Annotated in this window: 20 protein-coding genes and 1 pseudogene; 11 read left to right on the top strand and 10 right to left on the bottom strand. The window is 61.9% G+C overall.

Annotation, left to right across the window (positions count from 1 at the left end; genetic code table 11):
- Window positions 1-486: 486 nt before the first annotated feature.
- The 4 genes from LB572_RS11105 to LB572_RS11090 form a co-directional block, all read right to left on the bottom strand.
- Window positions 487-1,272, bottom strand: coding sequence for an anti-sigma factor family protein (locus LB572_RS11105; RefSeq protein WP_140807036.1), 786 nt, complete (start codon window positions 1,270-1,272; stop codon window positions 487-489).
- Window positions 1,259-1,792 (bottom strand): sigma-70 family RNA polymerase sigma factor, encoded by a 534-nt coding sequence (locus LB572_RS11100; RefSeq protein WP_140807037.1) that lies wholly within the window; start codon window positions 1,790-1,792, stop codon window positions 1,259-1,261. Before LB572_RS11100 ends, LB572_RS11105 begins: the two co-directional genes overlap by 14 nt.
- Window positions 1,793-2,067: 275 nt before the next feature.
- Window positions 2,068-2,241 (bottom strand): hypothetical protein, encoded by a 174-nt coding sequence (locus LB572_RS11095; RefSeq protein ID WP_181179671.1) that lies wholly within the window; start codon window positions 2,239-2,241, stop codon window positions 2,068-2,070.
- Between the two features lie 76 nt (window positions 2,242-2,317).
- The gene (locus tag LB572_RS11090) at window positions 2,318-4,162 is read right to left on the bottom strand and encodes a chloride channel protein (protein ID WP_224667750.1); all 1,845 of its coding nucleotides are present in this window, start codon (window positions 4,160-4,162) and stop codon (window positions 2,318-2,320) included.
- A 158-nt stretch (window positions 4,163-4,320) separates the two neighbouring features.
- On the opposite strand from LB572_RS11090, the gene LB572_RS11085 reads away from it, so the two are divergent.
- A complete protein-coding gene (locus LB572_RS11085; protein WP_224667749.1) occupies window positions 4,321-4,866 on the top strand; it encodes a MarR family winged helix-turn-helix transcriptional regulator in 546 nt (181 codons plus the stop codon).
- Window positions 4,867-4,904: 38 nt separating this feature from the next.
- Entirely contained in the window at window positions 4,905-5,624 is a 720-nt protein-coding gene (locus LB572_RS11080) for a DUF4336 domain-containing protein (RefSeq protein ID WP_224667748.1), read from the top strand.
- Window positions 5,625-5,726: 102 nt separating this feature from the next.
- Here LB572_RS11080 and LB572_RS11075 read toward each other — a convergent pair whose 3' ends face one another.
- On the bottom strand, window positions 5,727-6,614 hold the full coding sequence (locus LB572_RS11075) for a zinc ribbon domain-containing protein (protein WP_224667747.1): 888 nt from the start codon (window positions 6,612-6,614) through the stop codon (window positions 5,727-5,729).
- Window positions 6,615-6,760: 146 nt separating this feature from the next.
- Here LB572_RS11075 and LB572_RS11070 point away from each other — a divergent pair, with 146 nt between their 5' ends.
- Entirely contained in the window at window positions 6,761-6,967 is a 207-nt protein-coding gene (locus LB572_RS11070) for a hypothetical protein (RefSeq protein WP_224667746.1), read from the top strand.
- 35 nt (window positions 6,968-7,002) lie between these two features.
- Here the strand turns inward: LB572_RS11070 and LB572_RS11065 are convergent, their stop codons facing one another.
- The 5 genes from LB572_RS11065 to LB572_RS11045 form a co-directional block, all read right to left on the bottom strand.
- Window positions 7,003-7,407 carry a periplasmic heavy metal sensor gene (locus tag LB572_RS11065; protein WP_224667745.1) on the bottom strand — a complete coding sequence of 135 codons (405 nt, stop codon included), beginning with the start codon at window positions 7,405-7,407 and terminating at the stop codon, window positions 7,003-7,005.
- Entirely contained in the window at window positions 7,404-7,844 is a 441-nt protein-coding gene (locus LB572_RS11060; RefSeq protein ID WP_224667744.1) for a hypothetical protein, read from the bottom strand. The genes LB572_RS11065 and LB572_RS11060 overlap by 4 nt, the downstream gene beginning before the upstream one ends.
- Window positions 7,841-8,452, bottom strand: coding sequence for an RNA polymerase sigma factor (locus LB572_RS11055; protein WP_224667743.1), 612 nt, complete (start codon window positions 8,450-8,452; stop codon window positions 7,841-7,843). The genes LB572_RS11060 and LB572_RS11055 overlap by 4 nt, the downstream gene beginning before the upstream one ends.
- 76 nt (window positions 8,453-8,528) lie before the next feature.
- Window positions 8,529-8,912: a hypothetical protein gene (locus LB572_RS11050; protein WP_224667742.1), complete on the bottom strand. Its 384-nt coding sequence runs from the start codon at window positions 8,910-8,912 to the stop codon at window positions 8,529-8,531.
- Between the two features lie 32 nt (window positions 8,913-8,944).
- Window positions 8,945-9,379, bottom strand: coding sequence for an EF-hand domain-containing protein (locus tag LB572_RS11045; RefSeq protein ID WP_224667741.1), 435 nt, complete (start codon window positions 9,377-9,379; stop codon window positions 8,945-8,947).
- A 233-nt stretch (window positions 9,380-9,612) separates the two neighbouring features.
- Between LB572_RS11045 and LB572_RS11040 the strand changes: the two genes are divergently transcribed.
- The 8 genes and pseudogenes from LB572_RS11040 to LB572_RS11005 all read left to right on the top strand — a co-directional run bounded on the left by LB572_RS11040 (window position 9,613) and on the right by LB572_RS11005 (window position 15,463).
- Window positions 9,613-10,035 (top strand): EF-hand domain-containing protein, encoded by a 423-nt coding sequence (locus tag LB572_RS11040; RefSeq protein WP_224667740.1) that lies wholly within the window; start codon window positions 9,613-9,615, stop codon window positions 10,033-10,035.
- Window positions 10,036-10,061: 26 nt separating this feature from the next.
- Window positions 10,062-10,484: a BA14K family protein gene (locus LB572_RS11035; protein ID WP_224667739.1), complete on the top strand. Its 423-nt coding sequence runs from the start codon at window positions 10,062-10,064 to the stop codon at window positions 10,482-10,484.
- 42 nt (window positions 10,485-10,526) lie between these two features.
- A complete protein-coding gene (locus tag LB572_RS11030; protein ID WP_224667738.1) occupies window positions 10,527-10,970 on the top strand; it encodes a VOC family protein in 444 nt (147 codons plus the stop codon).
- 514 nt (window positions 10,971-11,484) lie between these two features.
- Window positions 11,485-12,732, top strand: coding sequence for a GGDEF domain-containing protein (locus LB572_RS11025; protein ID WP_224667908.1), 1,248 nt, complete (start codon window positions 11,485-11,487; stop codon window positions 12,730-12,732).
- A 696-nt stretch (window positions 12,733-13,428) separates the two neighbouring features.
- Window positions 13,429-13,584, top strand: a pseudogene (locus LB572_RS11020) (HlyD family type I secretion periplasmic adaptor subunit); the annotation flags it as partial.
- A 405-nt stretch (window positions 13,585-13,989) separates the two neighbouring features.
- Window positions 13,990-14,505: a hypothetical protein gene (locus tag LB572_RS11015; RefSeq protein ID WP_412033554.1), complete on the top strand. Its 516-nt coding sequence runs from the start codon at window positions 13,990-13,992 to the stop codon at window positions 14,503-14,505.
- A 70-nt stretch (window positions 14,506-14,575) separates the two neighbouring features.
- Window positions 14,576-14,821, top strand: coding sequence for a DUF982 domain-containing protein (locus LB572_RS11010; RefSeq protein ID WP_224667737.1), 246 nt, complete (start codon window positions 14,576-14,578; stop codon window positions 14,819-14,821).
- Between the two features lie 81 nt (window positions 14,822-14,902).
- Entirely contained in the window at window positions 14,903-15,463 is a 561-nt protein-coding gene (locus tag LB572_RS11005) for an SH3 domain-containing protein (RefSeq protein ID WP_224667736.1), read from the top strand.
- Window positions 15,464-15,576: the final 113 nt, after the last annotated feature.

Raw genomic sequence — 15,576 nt, 5'->3', positions numbered from 1 at the left:
CCAGCCTGATGCCGGGCCGTTAGGAAGTGCCCGCGCAGCCGCACTTCCTTGAACCTAGCTGTGCGCACCGGAGCGGTCGTCTCGGTGCAGCGTTTCGTTTGCGCAGTCGACCAGAGGAATCGTGGAACCCGCCTGCCTAGCTCGCGACAACCACACAGCACGGTTTTCCTGCGACAGCCCTCTCATCGCGGAGCGCGCCGCGGAAGTAATCTCAAACGCCCCGCAAGATGCACATTGGAATTCGACCTTGCGAGACGTGAGCTCGGCCTCCAGGGCCATCCCGGCACAGACCGGGCAGGTGGACGGAAAGTACCGCCTTTCGAACGACAGCACGTTCATGGCGCTGGTCTCCCTGTCTGCGGGAGGGCAGCAGTCGGTCGGCCACAGGGCCAACCAAAGCCGCTCCGACGATACGCTAGTGACGCCGACTGCCAATGGTCACAGAGTGAGTGCATTCGGTTCCCTTCTGATGGCATTACCGACTGGCTAGCCTCTTGTCTTTGGCGCAACGTTTCTGCGGGTGGCGACTTCGATTTGCTTTGCTTCGACTTCGAGCCGATCGGGCGCGGCGGACCCCATCAAAGCGTAAGCCGTGCCCCCCGATTGCCAGTAGACCGTCGGCACCCGACCGTCAGTGGCGGGGGTTGGAGGAACAGCATCCTCGCCGTTCATCGGAGCCGCGACGAGCGTGATCCGGCCAACGCTGGGGGTGTCGGCTGTCACGACAAGGCTCTGCTGCCCGTTCCAGGGCTGCACCTGGACGTCCTTCACCACCCACACCGACGGCAAGGTCGGCATGCTGACGTTGACTGCACCGACCAGCCGTTCAATTTTGTCCTGCTTCGGCTCGTTGCCCCTGTCAGGGCCTGCATTGAGCTGCGCAACTTTCAAGGCGTCTCTCGCGGCCAGGATGAAGCTTTCATCAGCCGTCTTGCCGCCCTGGCGAAGCGGTACGGTCAGTGAGTTTGCCGACCACCCGACTGCAATGAGAGCGGCAGCGGCGACCTGCAGTTTGAGGACAGCTACCAGCTTCTTTCGACGGAACACCCGCTCCAACTGCCTTGCCTTTTCCAGACTCGCGCGCGGCGGAAAAGTTCGCTGCGGTTGAGCATTGCGCAAAGCCTCCATGCGCTGCGCATGTGCAAACACCTCGGCCGCACGTTCCGGCTCCAGCGCAAGCCGCGCTTGCAGGTCGGATCGCTGCGACGGCGAGAGCTCGCCGTCGAGGAACCGGTTGATCTCCTCGTCTGAAATCCGGCTATTGGGCCACATCACGGCCTCCCACAACTCTCAACGGACCCGATGCCTGGCCGCTTGCTTTCTCCACGCTGTGTTTCAGCGCGGAGCGGGCTCGGCTCAAGCGCGACATGACCGTCCCAGCGGGCACTCCCAGCAACTCGGCAGCTTCCGAATAAGTGAAACCCAACACGCCAACCAGATGAAGAACTTCCGCCTGTTCCGCCGGCATGCCAGAGAGCGCCTTTTCCACGTCGGCAAGTTCGGCACAATGCTCCTGCGTTGGCGGCGACGTTCTATCGGACAGGTCAGCGTAAGAGGCAAGGCGCTGACGGTCGGCCGCCATGCGGCTTGCGCTGGACAAAAAAGTATTCCGGACGATAGCGATCAGCCAGGGTAACAGCGGACGCGAAGTATCGTAGGACTTGGCCAAAGACAAGGCGCGGACGAGCGCCTCCTGGACTAGGTCGTCAGCATCCGAGTCATCACGCGTGAGCACCCGCGCATAACGCCATAAATCTTCCAGATAAGGTGTGACGTCGAAGTTCGCGCTCATACCATTCTGCATAGCCTCGGCTTGGGATCGGCCCAGCGGTCAGGGACGCAACCGCTGGGCCAGATGGGAGCGCTTTCCTCGCGAAGTGCAGGCGTCGAATAGCCATGTGTCATCAATGCCTGCTTCGGTCCTGGTTCCGACAGCGGCCTCTGGAGGCAACCCGCCACAGTCGAAGCTCACCCTCAACGCTGCATCTACCGATCTATTCCGGAAACTATTCCATCGCCGTGGGAAATTTCTTCCGGTTGCGGAGTTGGTCGAACTGGCAATCAGATTCAGGAAGGCACGATCTTGCTAAGGCGCTGGGGCGCATCGAGCTGTTGTACAGTAGGAAAGAGCCTTCGTTGGTTGTTCTTGCGTGTCGGCCACGGTCCCCATGCGGCGGTTTCCCAGTAGTTCTCTTCCGCCAACGGCTTTTCCTCGTCCGCCGGCGGCGTTTCTTCGGTCATGGAATGTCCCTTCTCTTTCTTCCACCGCCCGTCGTGTCGAGGGTGCTCAAGATCGCTTGCTCGTTCGGGCCTACTGTTATCGCGGATAGATCCGGATGCCCTCGGCCACTGAATTGGCGACATGTTCGCGTGTGATGACGCCGACGACATCGGAAGCCCGCGGGATGCCGCGTCCGCTCACGACCACCGCCATGAAGGCATTCCTGCGCCAAATTCGCTCGATGACATCGGAGGCGACCGTGTCCTCGCCCACGACGGTGAAGTCCCGGCTGGCGATGTCGCCGAGGGTCACGCCGGTGCGGGCGCCTCCCAGACCGCGCCGCAGCCCCGTATTGACGCGCAAGACGCCAAAGATCTGATCGCCTCGGGTGATCACAACATGGCGAAGGCGCCCCTCCGTCTCATGCTCGCGCAGGAACTCGTCGAAGCCCTGCTCCGCCGGCAGAACCATGATGTCGGCGTCCATGACCTCGTGGGCGTGACGCACAAGGAACATGTTAGCATGCAGCGCTTTGGGGATGGCGCGACCACGCCGCACCAACTTGAGCGTGTAGATGTTCTCGCGGGACAGCAGCCGTCGCACACCGACGCTGGTGGCAACCGCGAGGATCATCGGCATGACGATGTCGTATTCGCGCGTCATCTCGAAGGTCATGGTGACGGCGGTCATCACCGCCCCCGTACCGCCGCCAACCATGGCGCCCATGCCGACCATGGCGAAGGCCGGAATGCTGACCTGAACGGGAACACCGACCGCCTGCAGCAGCGCCGCGAACCCGCCGCCAAGGGTCGCACCCATGAACAGCGAAGGCGAGAAGATACCGCCGGACGAGCCCCCGCCAAGGCTGATGGAAGTGGCCACCATCTTACAGACGAACAGCAAGACCAGCAGCCAGACGATGGATGTGTGGCCCGTCAGGATGCTTTCGATCGTGGCATAACCGACGCCGTCGACATAGTACTGCCCGAGCGTGACGAAGAGCACGTACATCAGCACACCAAGCGCCAGCATGCCGATCACATGGCGAGTATAGCGGCCGGGAATCTTGTCGAACCAGTCCTCGGCCAGATGCAGGCCGCGGATGAAGCCCGCTGCCGCCACGCCCACAATCGCACCCAAAGCCGCATAGAGAACCAGTAGGATGACGGCGTTGGCATCGGCGGGCAGCGCCTGCAGAGGAGGTACGAGAAAGGCCGGCTGCTGGCCGAAGAACCAGCGACCGACGAAGGTTGCCGTGCCGGTCGCGATAGCCACTGGCAGAAACGTGCTGACGCTCACTTCCGGCATCATCAGCTCGATGGCGAACATCACGCCGCCGATTGGCGTGTTAAAAGTGGCTGCAATGCCGGCGCCGGCGCCGGAGGCGACCATGGCAATGCGCTGACCGACCGGCATATTTATGATCTGGCCGAGCGTCGAGCCCAGCGCCGAGCCGATCTGGATAATCGGCCCCTCGCGCCCGACCGACGACCCCGAGCCAATGGCGACGGCCGAGGCGAGCGATTTTACCAGAGCCACGATCGGCCGGATTTTCCCTTCCTTATAATAGATGGCGTCCATCACTTCGGGTACGCCGTGGCCCTTTGCCTCCGGTGCGAAGTTGGACACGAGGAAGGTGACGATCACCGCACCAACCACGGGCGCCAGGATAACGAACGGTCCCCAGCGACTCGGCGCAGTGAAAACGTTGGCGTCGTAGGCAATGGCCAGCGTGCCGTTGAAGAACAGATTGTGCAGCAGCCCGATCAGATCCCGAAAGACTACCGCGCCCAGTCCGGTGACGATGCCGAGTCCCAAAGCGAGCAGCGAAAGAGAAAGCAGGTTCAGCCGCCGACTTTGCTCGTCGGCTGGTACCGTCTCGACGGGATAGAGAGTCTCAAGCTTCCTGATCGGACTTTCCGAATTGCTTGGCGCAGACATGCCGCTCCTTGTCATTGGGTTCGCCCGCCCGAAGCCGATGGACGGCCGGCAACTGGGCCGCGTCTCTTGCAGCCGACAAACGTCAGCCAAATCTGCTGGCATTTTCAGCTACAATCGAATATGTCATGCCATGACATAAAATGGCGGGATTGAGAAGAGTGGCAGAGCGCGAACGACCGGCACTCGGCGATTCAGCACACGAAAACCGTGTGGCGCGCCGTCGCGGCTGGACGGACGTTGTGGCCTCGCAAACGATCGATCCCGCGGATGACACTTTCGATCCCGTCGAATCCACGGCTCTTGACGACAGCGTCTATGAAGGACTGGCCGGTTTTCGCGGGGCGATGCGACGCTTTCTCGCCTTCAGCGAGGCCACGCTGACCGCCGCCGGCGTCACCTCCCAGCAATATCAGGCGATGCTGGCAATCAGGGTGCATCCGGACCGGGCAATCATGATCCGGGACCTCGCCCGCGACATGCTGCTGCAGCCGAACGGCGCGGTGCAACTGGTCGACCGTCTGGTCAGCGCCGGTTTGGTCGAGCGCAAGCAAGCTCCCAGCGACCGTCGCAGCGTCCTTGTGACGATGACTGTCGAAGGCAGCCACCTGCTGGAGAAGCTTGCCGCGGATCACCTGCGCGAAATGCTGCGGCAGGAGCCATTGCTGGCGGAATCGCTGCGGCGGCTGAGGCATCTGAGCCGATGACGCCATGAACAGTGACCCTTCGGAAGGAACCGACGCTGGTGTCCTACGTGCCGCTCAATGTCCTCAAGCCGGTCGCCCCTGACTTATGGATCGTCGATGGCCCTGAAATCACCTTGAACCGGATCGGGCTGAAACTGCCCTTCACCACCCGGATGACGGTGATCAGAATGAGCAATGGAGACCTGATCCTTCACTCGCCCGTTGAGTTTTCGCCCGGACTTCATTCGGCCCTCGATAAATTGGGACCCATCCGTTTCCTCGTAGCGCCGAATTCGCTGCACTACTGGTGGATACCGGACTGGAAGGCGCAATTGCGGGACGTCCCGGTCTATGCCGTCCCCGGCCTTGAAAAGCGCGCCAAAAGGCCGATCCAGGTCGACCAACTGTTGATGGACAGACAGTCTCCCTGGCCGAACGAAATCGATCTTCTGGTGGTCAAAGGCGACGTGCTGACAGAAGCCGTGTTCTTCCATCGCGTGTCGCGGACGCTGATCCTGACGGATCTCATTGAGAACTTCGAACTGAACCGCATCCACAGCTGGTTCCTCCGCCTGCTTGTGCATCTTTCTGGGGCCGCCGATCCCGACGGCAAGGCTCCGATCGATATGCAATTGACTTTCTTCCGCTCAAGCCAGGCTCTGCGAAAGGCGGTTCGGCAGATGATTGTCTGGGCGCCAGAGCGCATTATTTTCGCCCATGGCCGCTGGTACGAGAAAGACGGGGTGAAGGAACTCAGGCGCGCTTTTCGTTGGGTCTGAATGCTTGCGTGGCGCCTTAGGGCCATCTCGATCACGACGGTTGCCGCCGTTTCGGCCGGGAGAAACTATCCGGGGATCTTACGTCAGAAAGTCGATGTCGCGTCAGATTTTTTCGAATACCGGATCTAATGTCCCAAATTGCCCGATAAGTGCACGTAATTCCGGGTGAGGTCCGACCCAGAAAGTTCGAAAAGCTTCTAGGAATCCCAGCCAAACTGGACTCCCTGTCGATAAAGCTCCCCGCTGTGCGCCTATCGCTGCTCCGGCTGCGACCGTTTCCGCAAGTGGATCAAACGGTTGCCTGAAGATGGCGTGAACCTCGCCTTGGTTCCATTGGCAGTTCGACAGCACGAGATTCAAAAGCCGCTTTTTCTCATGCACAGGCTGTTTCGCAAGCAGTCGGCGGGCGTTGCGCGACAATTCCAGCAGCCGGATGCCATCCTCCATGTATGATTCTTCGGCGCTACCATGGCGCTCTATCTCGCATAGCAGCCGCGTCTGTTCGATTCGCCACTGTGCTGACATCCGGTCGTAGAAGGCGTTGTCGATGCGGCCATCGAGCTTGTCGAGGTACATGGCGTGCAGCCGATCCTCGAGCCGTTTGTACTCGACCTGGCATCGATGGATCGCCTGCTCATGCTCGCGGTGCTCGTCGGCATGGCTGGCCATGAGGGCTGCCTTGACCCATTCCCGTATCTCTTCGTCGAAATGCAACCGGTCAAGCAGGTTTGCGAATGCCTGATCGAGCACTTCCTCGCGGACATATTTCCGGCGGCAATCACCGTATCCGCCCCGGCCTTTGTTGGTATGCCCCGTGCAGTGATAGTAGACGTATTTGCCCTTCTTGATCTCAGCGACAAACATGATCGCAGCGCCCAAGCCCGCGGCGAGCGCCAACGGCTTGCCAATCACAGCGCAGGCAAGGCCGGCCGAAACGGCAACCAACAGCACGAGCGGTGCTGCGAGCACGAGCGTCGCCACGCCGGCCATATGGCAGCGCTGCCGGGCGCAAGCGGCAGCGCCCCGAGGAAGGGCGCGAAGGCGCGTTGAAGGCAGAGCTCGGACACCGCGTTGCCGGCGAGCACTCCGAGCACCGCCAAGGCAAGTGGCAGGCCGACAGTCCATAGAAGTTGGTCGTGGCGGAGTTTCGGCGCCGCAGTATCCAAGGCGATCACGGTATCGGCGACCGCATAGGCCAGAAGACCACTGCCGCCGAACGCGATCCAGGCAAGATCGCAGCGCCGCATCGCACGCAGGCCGGCGACCAGCTCGCGCCACAGCAATATCAGGACAAGCCCGTCGTGCCGCATTGGACCGTCATCATGTTTCCGATGTTGAAATAAGTCACCGCAATTGTGCCGCGAGTGCGGCGATCCGCTCATCCGCCGCCGGCCGGCTTCGCATTGACGTTCTTCATGGCGGCAAGCAGATAATCCTGCACCGTTGCCTGAAGATTGGTCGTGGCGGCGCGCACTGCGGCCATCGCCTGGCTGACCGCCGCTTCGTTGAAGGGTCGCGCCTTCTCGACCGCTTTCAGATCGGCGCGCGCCGCGCGCAGCTGCCGCAGCGCTTCGAACGTGCGGGCGCGGTTGTCGCGCATGACCGCGCGGAACTCCTTGCGCACCTCAGGCGAATAGGCGCCCGCGACCTCCGCCAGCAGCCCGCGCGCAACGGCCGCCTGGCGCAGGCCATGCGCGGCATAGCCAATGAAAAAGAAGTTGAGGGCAAGCGACAGCGCGAGCACAACCAGCACGGCCGCCCATATCCATGAACGCCTGGTCATAGCGGATCCCCCTCGCCCGGATCTGCCGCGATCGCCGACCCTCCATCATCTGCAAGCCTGGCGCCCGCAGCCAGCGCCAGAAGTTCGGAATCCTGGGGCTGGTCCTGAAGGCCTGCTACCTGGTAGCCGGCGAGCGTCGCGGCGACGAGGACGGCTGCCGTGCAAGCCGCGAGGCCCGCCGGCGCAACAAGGAAGCGCGGCAGCCGGGACGGCCGCGCCGCGCCGCGCTCGATCCGTGCCATCACCTCGCGCGCCAGGGCGCGATCGTCGCCCTCGACCAGCGCTGCATGCCGCACCAGCCTGTCGAGCGCGCCATCCGCGCCGGCATCGCCGTCAAGCGCCATGAACGCCAGGGCCGGCCCTCTCAAGGGCACCGGCCAGGCATCGATATCGTCGCCGAAGCGGCGCCGGTTCTTCTCGAATTCCTCGCGTGTCATGAGGACTTCCTTTCGCGGCCCTGGGCCGCATCTGCCAAAAGATCCCTGAGTGTACGGCGCCCTCGCACGAGCAACTGCTCGACCGAACCCGTGCTGGTGCCCATCACGTCGGCTATGCCGCCGATGTCAAGCTCGGCCACGGCCCTCAGAAGCAGCGCCATCCGCTGACGCTCCGGCAGGCTGGACAGGCCTTCGCGCACGATCGCCAGTTCCTGCCTGGCCGCCGTCGCGGTCTCGGCATTTGCTTCCGGCGCCGCGGGCTCCTCGCCGATGTCGTCCAGGCCGAAGAAATTGCGCAGCGCGCGGCGCCGGCGCTGGTCGATGCAGCGGTTGGCCGTGATCCGGTAGAGCCACGTCGAGGCGCGTCCCCTGCCGGGGTCGAAGCGCGCGGCCTGCTTCCAGACGGTCACGAACACCTCCTGCACCACGTCCTCGGCGTCGGCGGCATGGCCGAGATAGCGCGTGGCGAAAGTCCGCAGCCCACGGCCATAACGTGCCATGAGCTCGGACAAAGCCGCCTGACTGCCCGCGGCGATGCGAGCCAGAAGCTCGTCGTCGCCGCGGGACGCTTCACCCGGCACGGCGGCCGGCACCGGTTGACGAAGCATCGACGGCGAGGACGAAATCCGCGACGGTCCGGCTCGGCAGAAGGGCGAATTCCGACGTCAAGTCCCTCACCAGATGTCAGCGGCGCCAGCGGCGAAAGCCGTGAACCGTGTTGCCGTTCGGGCCTGTGAAGCTGCCGACCGAACGGCCGCGAAACGGCCCGGCCGCGGAATAGCGCTGGCCCGAAACGGTCTTGCCGTTCGGCCCCGTGGCAGAATAGCTCCTGGAGCAGCGGTCAACAACGCCGGCCTTGCAGGTGGAACCGGACGTGTAAGTGCCGCCGTTCGGTCCGGTTCGCGTCGTCGAGCCCGTATAGACGTTGCCGTCCCGGCTGACACTGCGGCTCAACTCGCCGCCATGCGCGGTCTTGCGTGTCCAGTCTTCCGCCGACGCAGGGGAAGCGGCCGACCAGACCACCATTGCGCCGAGGCTTAGCAGTGCAAGTTTGGCTTTGGAAATCATGTCACGTTTTTCCTTCCAGGTCGTGCGTCGGTTCAGTTGGCGTGAGCGGAGACGATGTTGCGAATGGTCGCGATCTCGTCGGCGGAGAGCCTGCCGTCGCCGTTGCGGTCGGCGAGATCGAAGAGCGGCGTGCTCGCCTGAAACTCGTTCTCGGTGACCTTGCCGTCACCATTCCTGTCCATGCGCCGCAAACGATTGCCGAGGCGGGCCTCGGCCGCCTCGGCGCGGTCCTCGATGGCTTGCCGGGCAGTTTCGATCTCCTTCTCGTCGATGATTCCGTCCCCGTTGCGGTCGAGCCTTTTGAACATACGTTCGCGGGCGGCGAGGATCTCGTCCTTCGAGATCGCCCCGTCGCCATTGGTGTCGAGGCGCTGGAGGATGCGCTGGCCGGGCATGTCGTGCGCCGCGGTGGCGCAGATCGGCGTGAGGCCTAGAAGCAGGCCCGCAAGGATCGCTGAGCGTATCATGGGTGGTTCCTTTCGATTGTGACGTCGCGGGGGAGCGACTGTCGATCAATACGCCGCCCGGTCCGTGCTCCTACGCCCGCGGCCGGATTTTTTTCGTTGGCCGCCATAGCGTCAGTCCCGGGCATCGAGTTCTCAAAAAAATTGCGGGCGGCGCGTAGGAGCCGTCGAACTTCCGCGTAGGAGACGCTGCAGGGACGGTCCGCGGCGGGCCGTCGATTACAGTGGAGACCCAGATGACCAAGATCGTAACCGCCCTTGCGGGGCTGCTTCTGTGCGGCTGCAGCGCGTTCGCTGCCGACCAGAGCGCCAGGGCAGCGTTCCGACGCATCGACACCAATGGCGACCGGAAGCTCGAGTTCAGCGAAATCCAGGCAGCGCGAGCGCGGATGTTCGACCGGTTGGACGTCAATCACAATGGGGTGCTCGAGCCTGGCGAGGTACGGGCGGCAATCGAAGAGATCAAGTCGAAGCGCGATGTGCAGGCTGCACGGTTCACCGGCCTGCAGGCCGAAGCAAACCACATGGACCGCAACGGCGACGGAAAGATCTCGCGCGACGAATTTACGGCTGCCGTCCCCGACAGGCTGCTGCAGGCGGACACCGACGGCGACAAAGCATTGTCGGTCACCGAGTTGCGGGCGCTGCGGCGCCAGTGACTACATCAGACCAGAGGAGACAATCGATGAACAGAACGATCAATGCTTTGTGCGGCGTGATGCTCAGCGCTGCGGCCCTTGCCTCGCCCGCAGCGGCCATGCCGCTTGCGGCGCCGGCAGCGCCGACGTCCGTGACGAGCCAGGCAACGCCGATCTGGTACCGGCGCGGCTTCTACGTCGTCGGCGGCGCCTATTACTACAATGGTTACCGGGGTTATTGGCGCATGCGGCCCGGCTATCGCTACTACAATGGCTACTGGTTCCCGGCCGCCGCCTTCGCGGCCGGCGTGGCGGCCGCCACGGTCGCGCCACCCCCGCCCCCCGCGGCGCGCCTGGCGGCCGCCCATGTGCGCTGGTGCTTTGACAACTACCGCTCCTACCGCGCCTGGGATAGCAGCTACCAACCCTATGACGGCCCGCGGCAGCAATGCCGGTCGCCCTATAATTGAAACTCGGCGCTGCCGTCATCGACGCCGGAAGGAGGCTCGCCCATGCAGAACCGCTCCATGCCTGCCAATACGGTCATACCGGTGCTTGCCTACCCAGACGTGGAAGCGGCCAGCCGTTGGCTTTGCGAGGCCTTCGGGTTCGAATTGCGGCTGACGATCGGCAATCATCGCGCCCAACTCGGCTTCCGTGACGGCGCCGTCGTGGTCACGACCCTGAAGAGCGGCGGATCCGCGCCGCCGCCCGAGGAATTCTCGGTCATGGTGCGTGTCGAGGATGTCGATGCGCACCACCGTCGCGCGATGCGCCGCGGCGCCATGGCGCTGACCGCGCCGACGAGCTACCCCTATGGCGAACGGCAATATTCCTGCCGCGATCTCGCCGGTCACGCCTGGACCTTCTCGCAAACGATCGCCGATGTCGCGCCCGAGGAATGGGGCGGCAGAGCCAAGCGTCACGTCGAAACGGATTCAGACGACACGCTTTAAGCGTTGTTTTGACGTATGCCGCTGCCTGCATGGGCGCAAAGCTGTCGTTGGGAATGCTTAATCGCTCGTGCTCACGCGCGCTATCAGCAAGGCACACGTGCCAGAGGTCGACGCCTCTTACCCGAAAGTCGAATCTACTGACCCACCTTGTCCATAAGCAACTGCAACTCGGGCTGCGGCGCGATCCAGAAAGTTCGAAAAGCTTCCAAGAACCCCAGGCGAATTAGATGCAGTCTGGGTCTGCGGGAGCCATCTCACAGCTTCCGCTCTGGGATTTATCTCGGCGTCGCTCAAATTGCGGTATACGACAGATGCGTGAAGCGCTCTCCAAAAATAGGCCTGACGATCCGGGATCCCTCACCCGAAGAAATTGGTCCTGCCCGCGAAATCCTTTCGCCTCGAAAGCAAATCTTCAGATTGATCCGGCAGGCTTGCCCATCGCCCCGACGAGGGAATGCGCCGGATGAATTTTCAGGAGAAAGCAGCTTAAGGCCTATCGACTGTGTCCGAACTGATGCAAAGCGACGGGAAGGAAGACCGTGTCTTAACCGCCGAAGTTGACCGACTTCTGGCGCGCCGCACGCGCGATATCCGCCTGAAGGGCGAGATTGAACGGCTGTTTCGAGCACGAGTCTGGTCGCAAACGGCGAAGATCATCCGAGCCTGGATGATCTGGGTGGCTTTGCTAGATGTGCTGACTCTGGCGATTAACATGCTGATCCTGCCAGAGCCGGTCGCGCTGTCCATGCTGCTGCCCGGCGCCATCATCCCGCCAGTGGCCATCGCCACAGTTTTTGTCTGGCGACAGCCGCGGGCGGCTTGGTTTCAAGCGGCTTCACTGATCGCTGGCGTGTTCTTCATTTTGTTGTCGGTCGCGTTAGTCGGCGTCAACGCGGGCGGCGAATTCTACGAGCGGCATTTGAACATCATGCTGTTCGTGGCCATAACAGCTATCATCATCTTCGGTATCCCTCTCGCCTGGACTGCCACCATTGCCGCGCTGGCGCTCGGTCTCTATCTCGTTTTTCAACTGCAGAATCCGGCTATTGAGTTTGGGAGCGCCGTCGCCGCAACGCTATTTTTTGCGAGCGGTATCTTCGCAACGGTCGCCGCTCGGCGCATCATGACAATTCTCGCTCAAAAGACTTTCCTTTTTGAGCTTCGCGACCGGCGCAGGGTCGCCGAACTGGCGGAAGCGAACGATCGACTGTTACTCCTGGCGAGAACCGATCCGCTCACCGGCATAGCTAATAGGCGCTGGATGACGGAAACGCTCAACCACCTATGGGGAAACGGAAACGGTCGCCCTGACGGTTTCGCGATGCTGATGTGCGACATCGACCACTTCAAGAAGCTGAATGATCACCTCGGGCATGCCGACGGCGACCGATGTCTGGTCGAGGTGGCCAGGATCATCCAGGACAACGTCAGGCGCGATCTGGATCACGTGGCCCGATATGGTGGCGAAGAGTTCCTCGTGCTCCTGCCCGAGGTGGACGAGGAAAAAGCGGTCTCCGTAGCTGAGAGAATTCGTGAAGGTGTCGAGGCTGCCGCGCTTCGCAACCCTGGATCCCCCGTTTCGCGCCGCGTTACCATCAGCATCGGAGTAGCCCTTCAGACTCCTGGGGAGACCGGCTCGCCGGAGCAACTACAGCGTCAAGCGGATGAGGCACTCTATCTAGCGAAGGAAACCGGCCGCAACCGGGTTATGCTGCACGGTTCGGAGCCAGTCGTGCGCAAGAGTTTCCGGTCGAGAGGATGACGCCGTAAGCGGTCGGATGATTAGCAGGCAATTGCCAAGGCAGCCTAAACTAGGTACGGGAACCGTGCCATTAGCGCAGAGAATAACAGCATCCTCGAACTCTCCGGTGCCAAGGTCCCCTTCCGGGTTAATGCGACCATGCCCGCCGCGTTTGCCGCTAGCTTCTCAGTCAGCCGCAAAGCATGCTTCAAGCTCTGGACTTCTACGACTTCTCCCGTTGTGTCGGTTTTCTGGAGTTACCTGGAGCACGTCAGCAAGGTCACCTCCTCCGCCGCCGAGGCGGACAATGAAGTTCACGGATATCCCGGCGCATATCCGCGATGGAGCGGCGAATATCGTCGGTAAAAGAGCGTCCGGATAGGGCTGTCGGCGGCTCCGTCGTGGGAACGAAAAAAGAAGAGAAGCAGAACTTTCGTGTGCGATTTTTGCACACCGCCTCCCGCAACTATCTGATATTACTTATCTATCTGCCCAATCCATCATCGGCGCCACGGCGATTATCTTCCTCATAGGCCTATTTCATCGCTGCCGCGGGTATCACAGTCAATTCCTTTGGCGCGACCTATCATATTCTTGTTTGATTTCAAAGAGTTCGGAAGGGATGGACAAAAGTCCCTCGCATGAGGAGACCTTTTCCTGCTTCACACTTTTTGTTAAAAGGCAATAGTCCGATTTGAAAATTCCACAAATAAGCGCGCAGCGACCGTATTGATCGAGAAGAACGAACTCGCCAAGCTCGATGGCCGCAAGCTTCTGCCCGGCATGTCGAGCGAAGCCATGATCCGGACAGGCGCCCGCACCGTACTTTCCTACCTCGCCGAGCCGATCACGCAGAACTTCCGCCGGGCCATTGCGGGAGAAATAGCCGCCACGCGCAGCACCGCCAGCGTCGGCCACAAGGCCGGCGCCGCGTCAACACCCTGCTTCAGAAGCCGCCGGAGATCTTAACGCCTCAAGGCGTTGCCATCGATTCCGCTACCCGAGCCTGTCGCATCCTCACATGATTGCTACCGGCGTGGAATAGTTTCCGGCCGGGCTCGGTATATGCGGCATCGAGGTGAAGTTTGTCCGCGCTCGCCATTTTGGAGAATTTCCGGTTGCTCAAGCACAGCGTCTCAGCCGCTGGAGCGCGCGAGACAAGTGTGAGCGCAACAGTATCTGCGCGGACCTGCCCGCGACCGAAAATTCTGCCGGTCGGACCCGGTATCCCCCTGCCCCATCTCCCAAGCTGGGTCGCCTCTGCGGAGACGCCTCATCATGTCGATCAACAGGGCGATTTCTGGCCATTGTCGGCCGGATTGCGGAAATCAACGTGAAGCAAAAAGAGTGTCTCAAACGGAGGAAACCATGGCAGCCAATCAAACGATTTCGCAGCGCCTCGACGAATATCAGCCCTCTAAGACATTATGGTTCTGGTCGGTCGTCGGCGCCGTGGTGCTGACAATGATAGTCGGCTTCACGGCTGGCGGCTGGACCCTGGCGGGAACAGCAGCGGAAATGGCGAAGGCATCCGCCATCAAGGCGCGAGCTGAACTGGTCGCCAATCTTTGCGTCCAAAAATTCATCACCGCGTCAAACGCGAGCGAAAACCTGACCAAGCTGAAGGGAACGTCCTCGTACCAGAGAGATAGTTTCATCAGCGACGGCGGGTGGGTGAAACTGGCCGGGATCAAGAACGATGCCCCGGGCGCCGCGGACCTGTGTGCTGACAAGTTGGCAGCGATGGACACGATCCCGACCAATAGCGTGGCTCAGGACAACACCAAAAGCTGACCGCCACTTCAGCTTTCGCCCGGCAGCGCGCGTGCGTTTGCCGGGCATTCATCGCGATGGAGGTGAGGCCATGTATGAAGCATCGTTTTCAAGGCCGGTACCGGTGGCGACCGGCATTTCGGGCGAGATCAAGAACCTTGCCAACGCCAATCAGGCGGTCGACTTGCTTACCAAGCACTGGCGCAGCGCAGGAAGTCAGAAGCATTTGGCGGCACTACGCGCCTGCCGCCAAGCCATGAACGGCGGCATGGCGGCTGACGTCGCCAGGAACGCAGTGGTCGATGCGGTTCGAGAGGCGCGCATGCTCGTCGAGTAGGCCTGGTCCCGACCAGCAAGCGGCGCCTCTGACGGGCGTCTGATGACGATCGATCCCTTCCGTATTCGCAGGTGAACGGCCATGAGTTCCGAAGTGCCGCTCGACTTCCTGACAGTCCGCCGGCTGGTCGGGCGCCGGTTACAACTCGTCCTCGCCCATTTCATTCTAACAACAGCGCTGGTCTCGATACCCGCACCTATGGCCGGGCTGCGGGCGGAGGTCAAAACTCTTCCTCTACCTCGCTTCGTCTCGCTGAAAGCCTCATCCGCCAACCTGCGCGTCGGGCCGGGCACCGGGTACGACATCCAATGGGTCATGACACGCCCGGGCATCCCGCTGGAAATCTACCAACAGTATGGCAATTGGCGCCGCGTAAGAGATTGGGAGGGAACCACCGGCTGGATCTTTGGACCGCTCCTGTCGGGGCACCGAACTGGGATTGTCGCTCCCTGGACGAAAAACAATGTCGCGCTGCGCAACAAACCGACCATCAATGGTCGCATCACTGCCTGGCTCGAGCCTCGCGTCCGAGTCAAACTGACACGGTGTGACGGAAAGTGGTGCGCTGTCGCGTTAGGGGAAACGTCCGGCTTCGTCAAACAGACCGACTTGTGGGGCGTCTATCCCGATGAATCGCTTTAGAGGGATAGCTCACCGAATGGCGGGTGGGATCAGACAGCACCTCCGCCGTGCCATGCAGAGACATAGCCGCGCATAAGCAGGAATGCAGAAAAGGCACCGCCAGCGGCGGGCCC

It is taken from the genome of Mesorhizobium sp. BH1-1-5, assembly GCF_020165615.1.
GTDB lineage: Bacteria > Pseudomonadota > Alphaproteobacteria > Rhizobiales > Rhizobiaceae > Mesorhizobium.
This window is presented reverse-complemented; position numbering and strand designations above follow the sequence as displayed.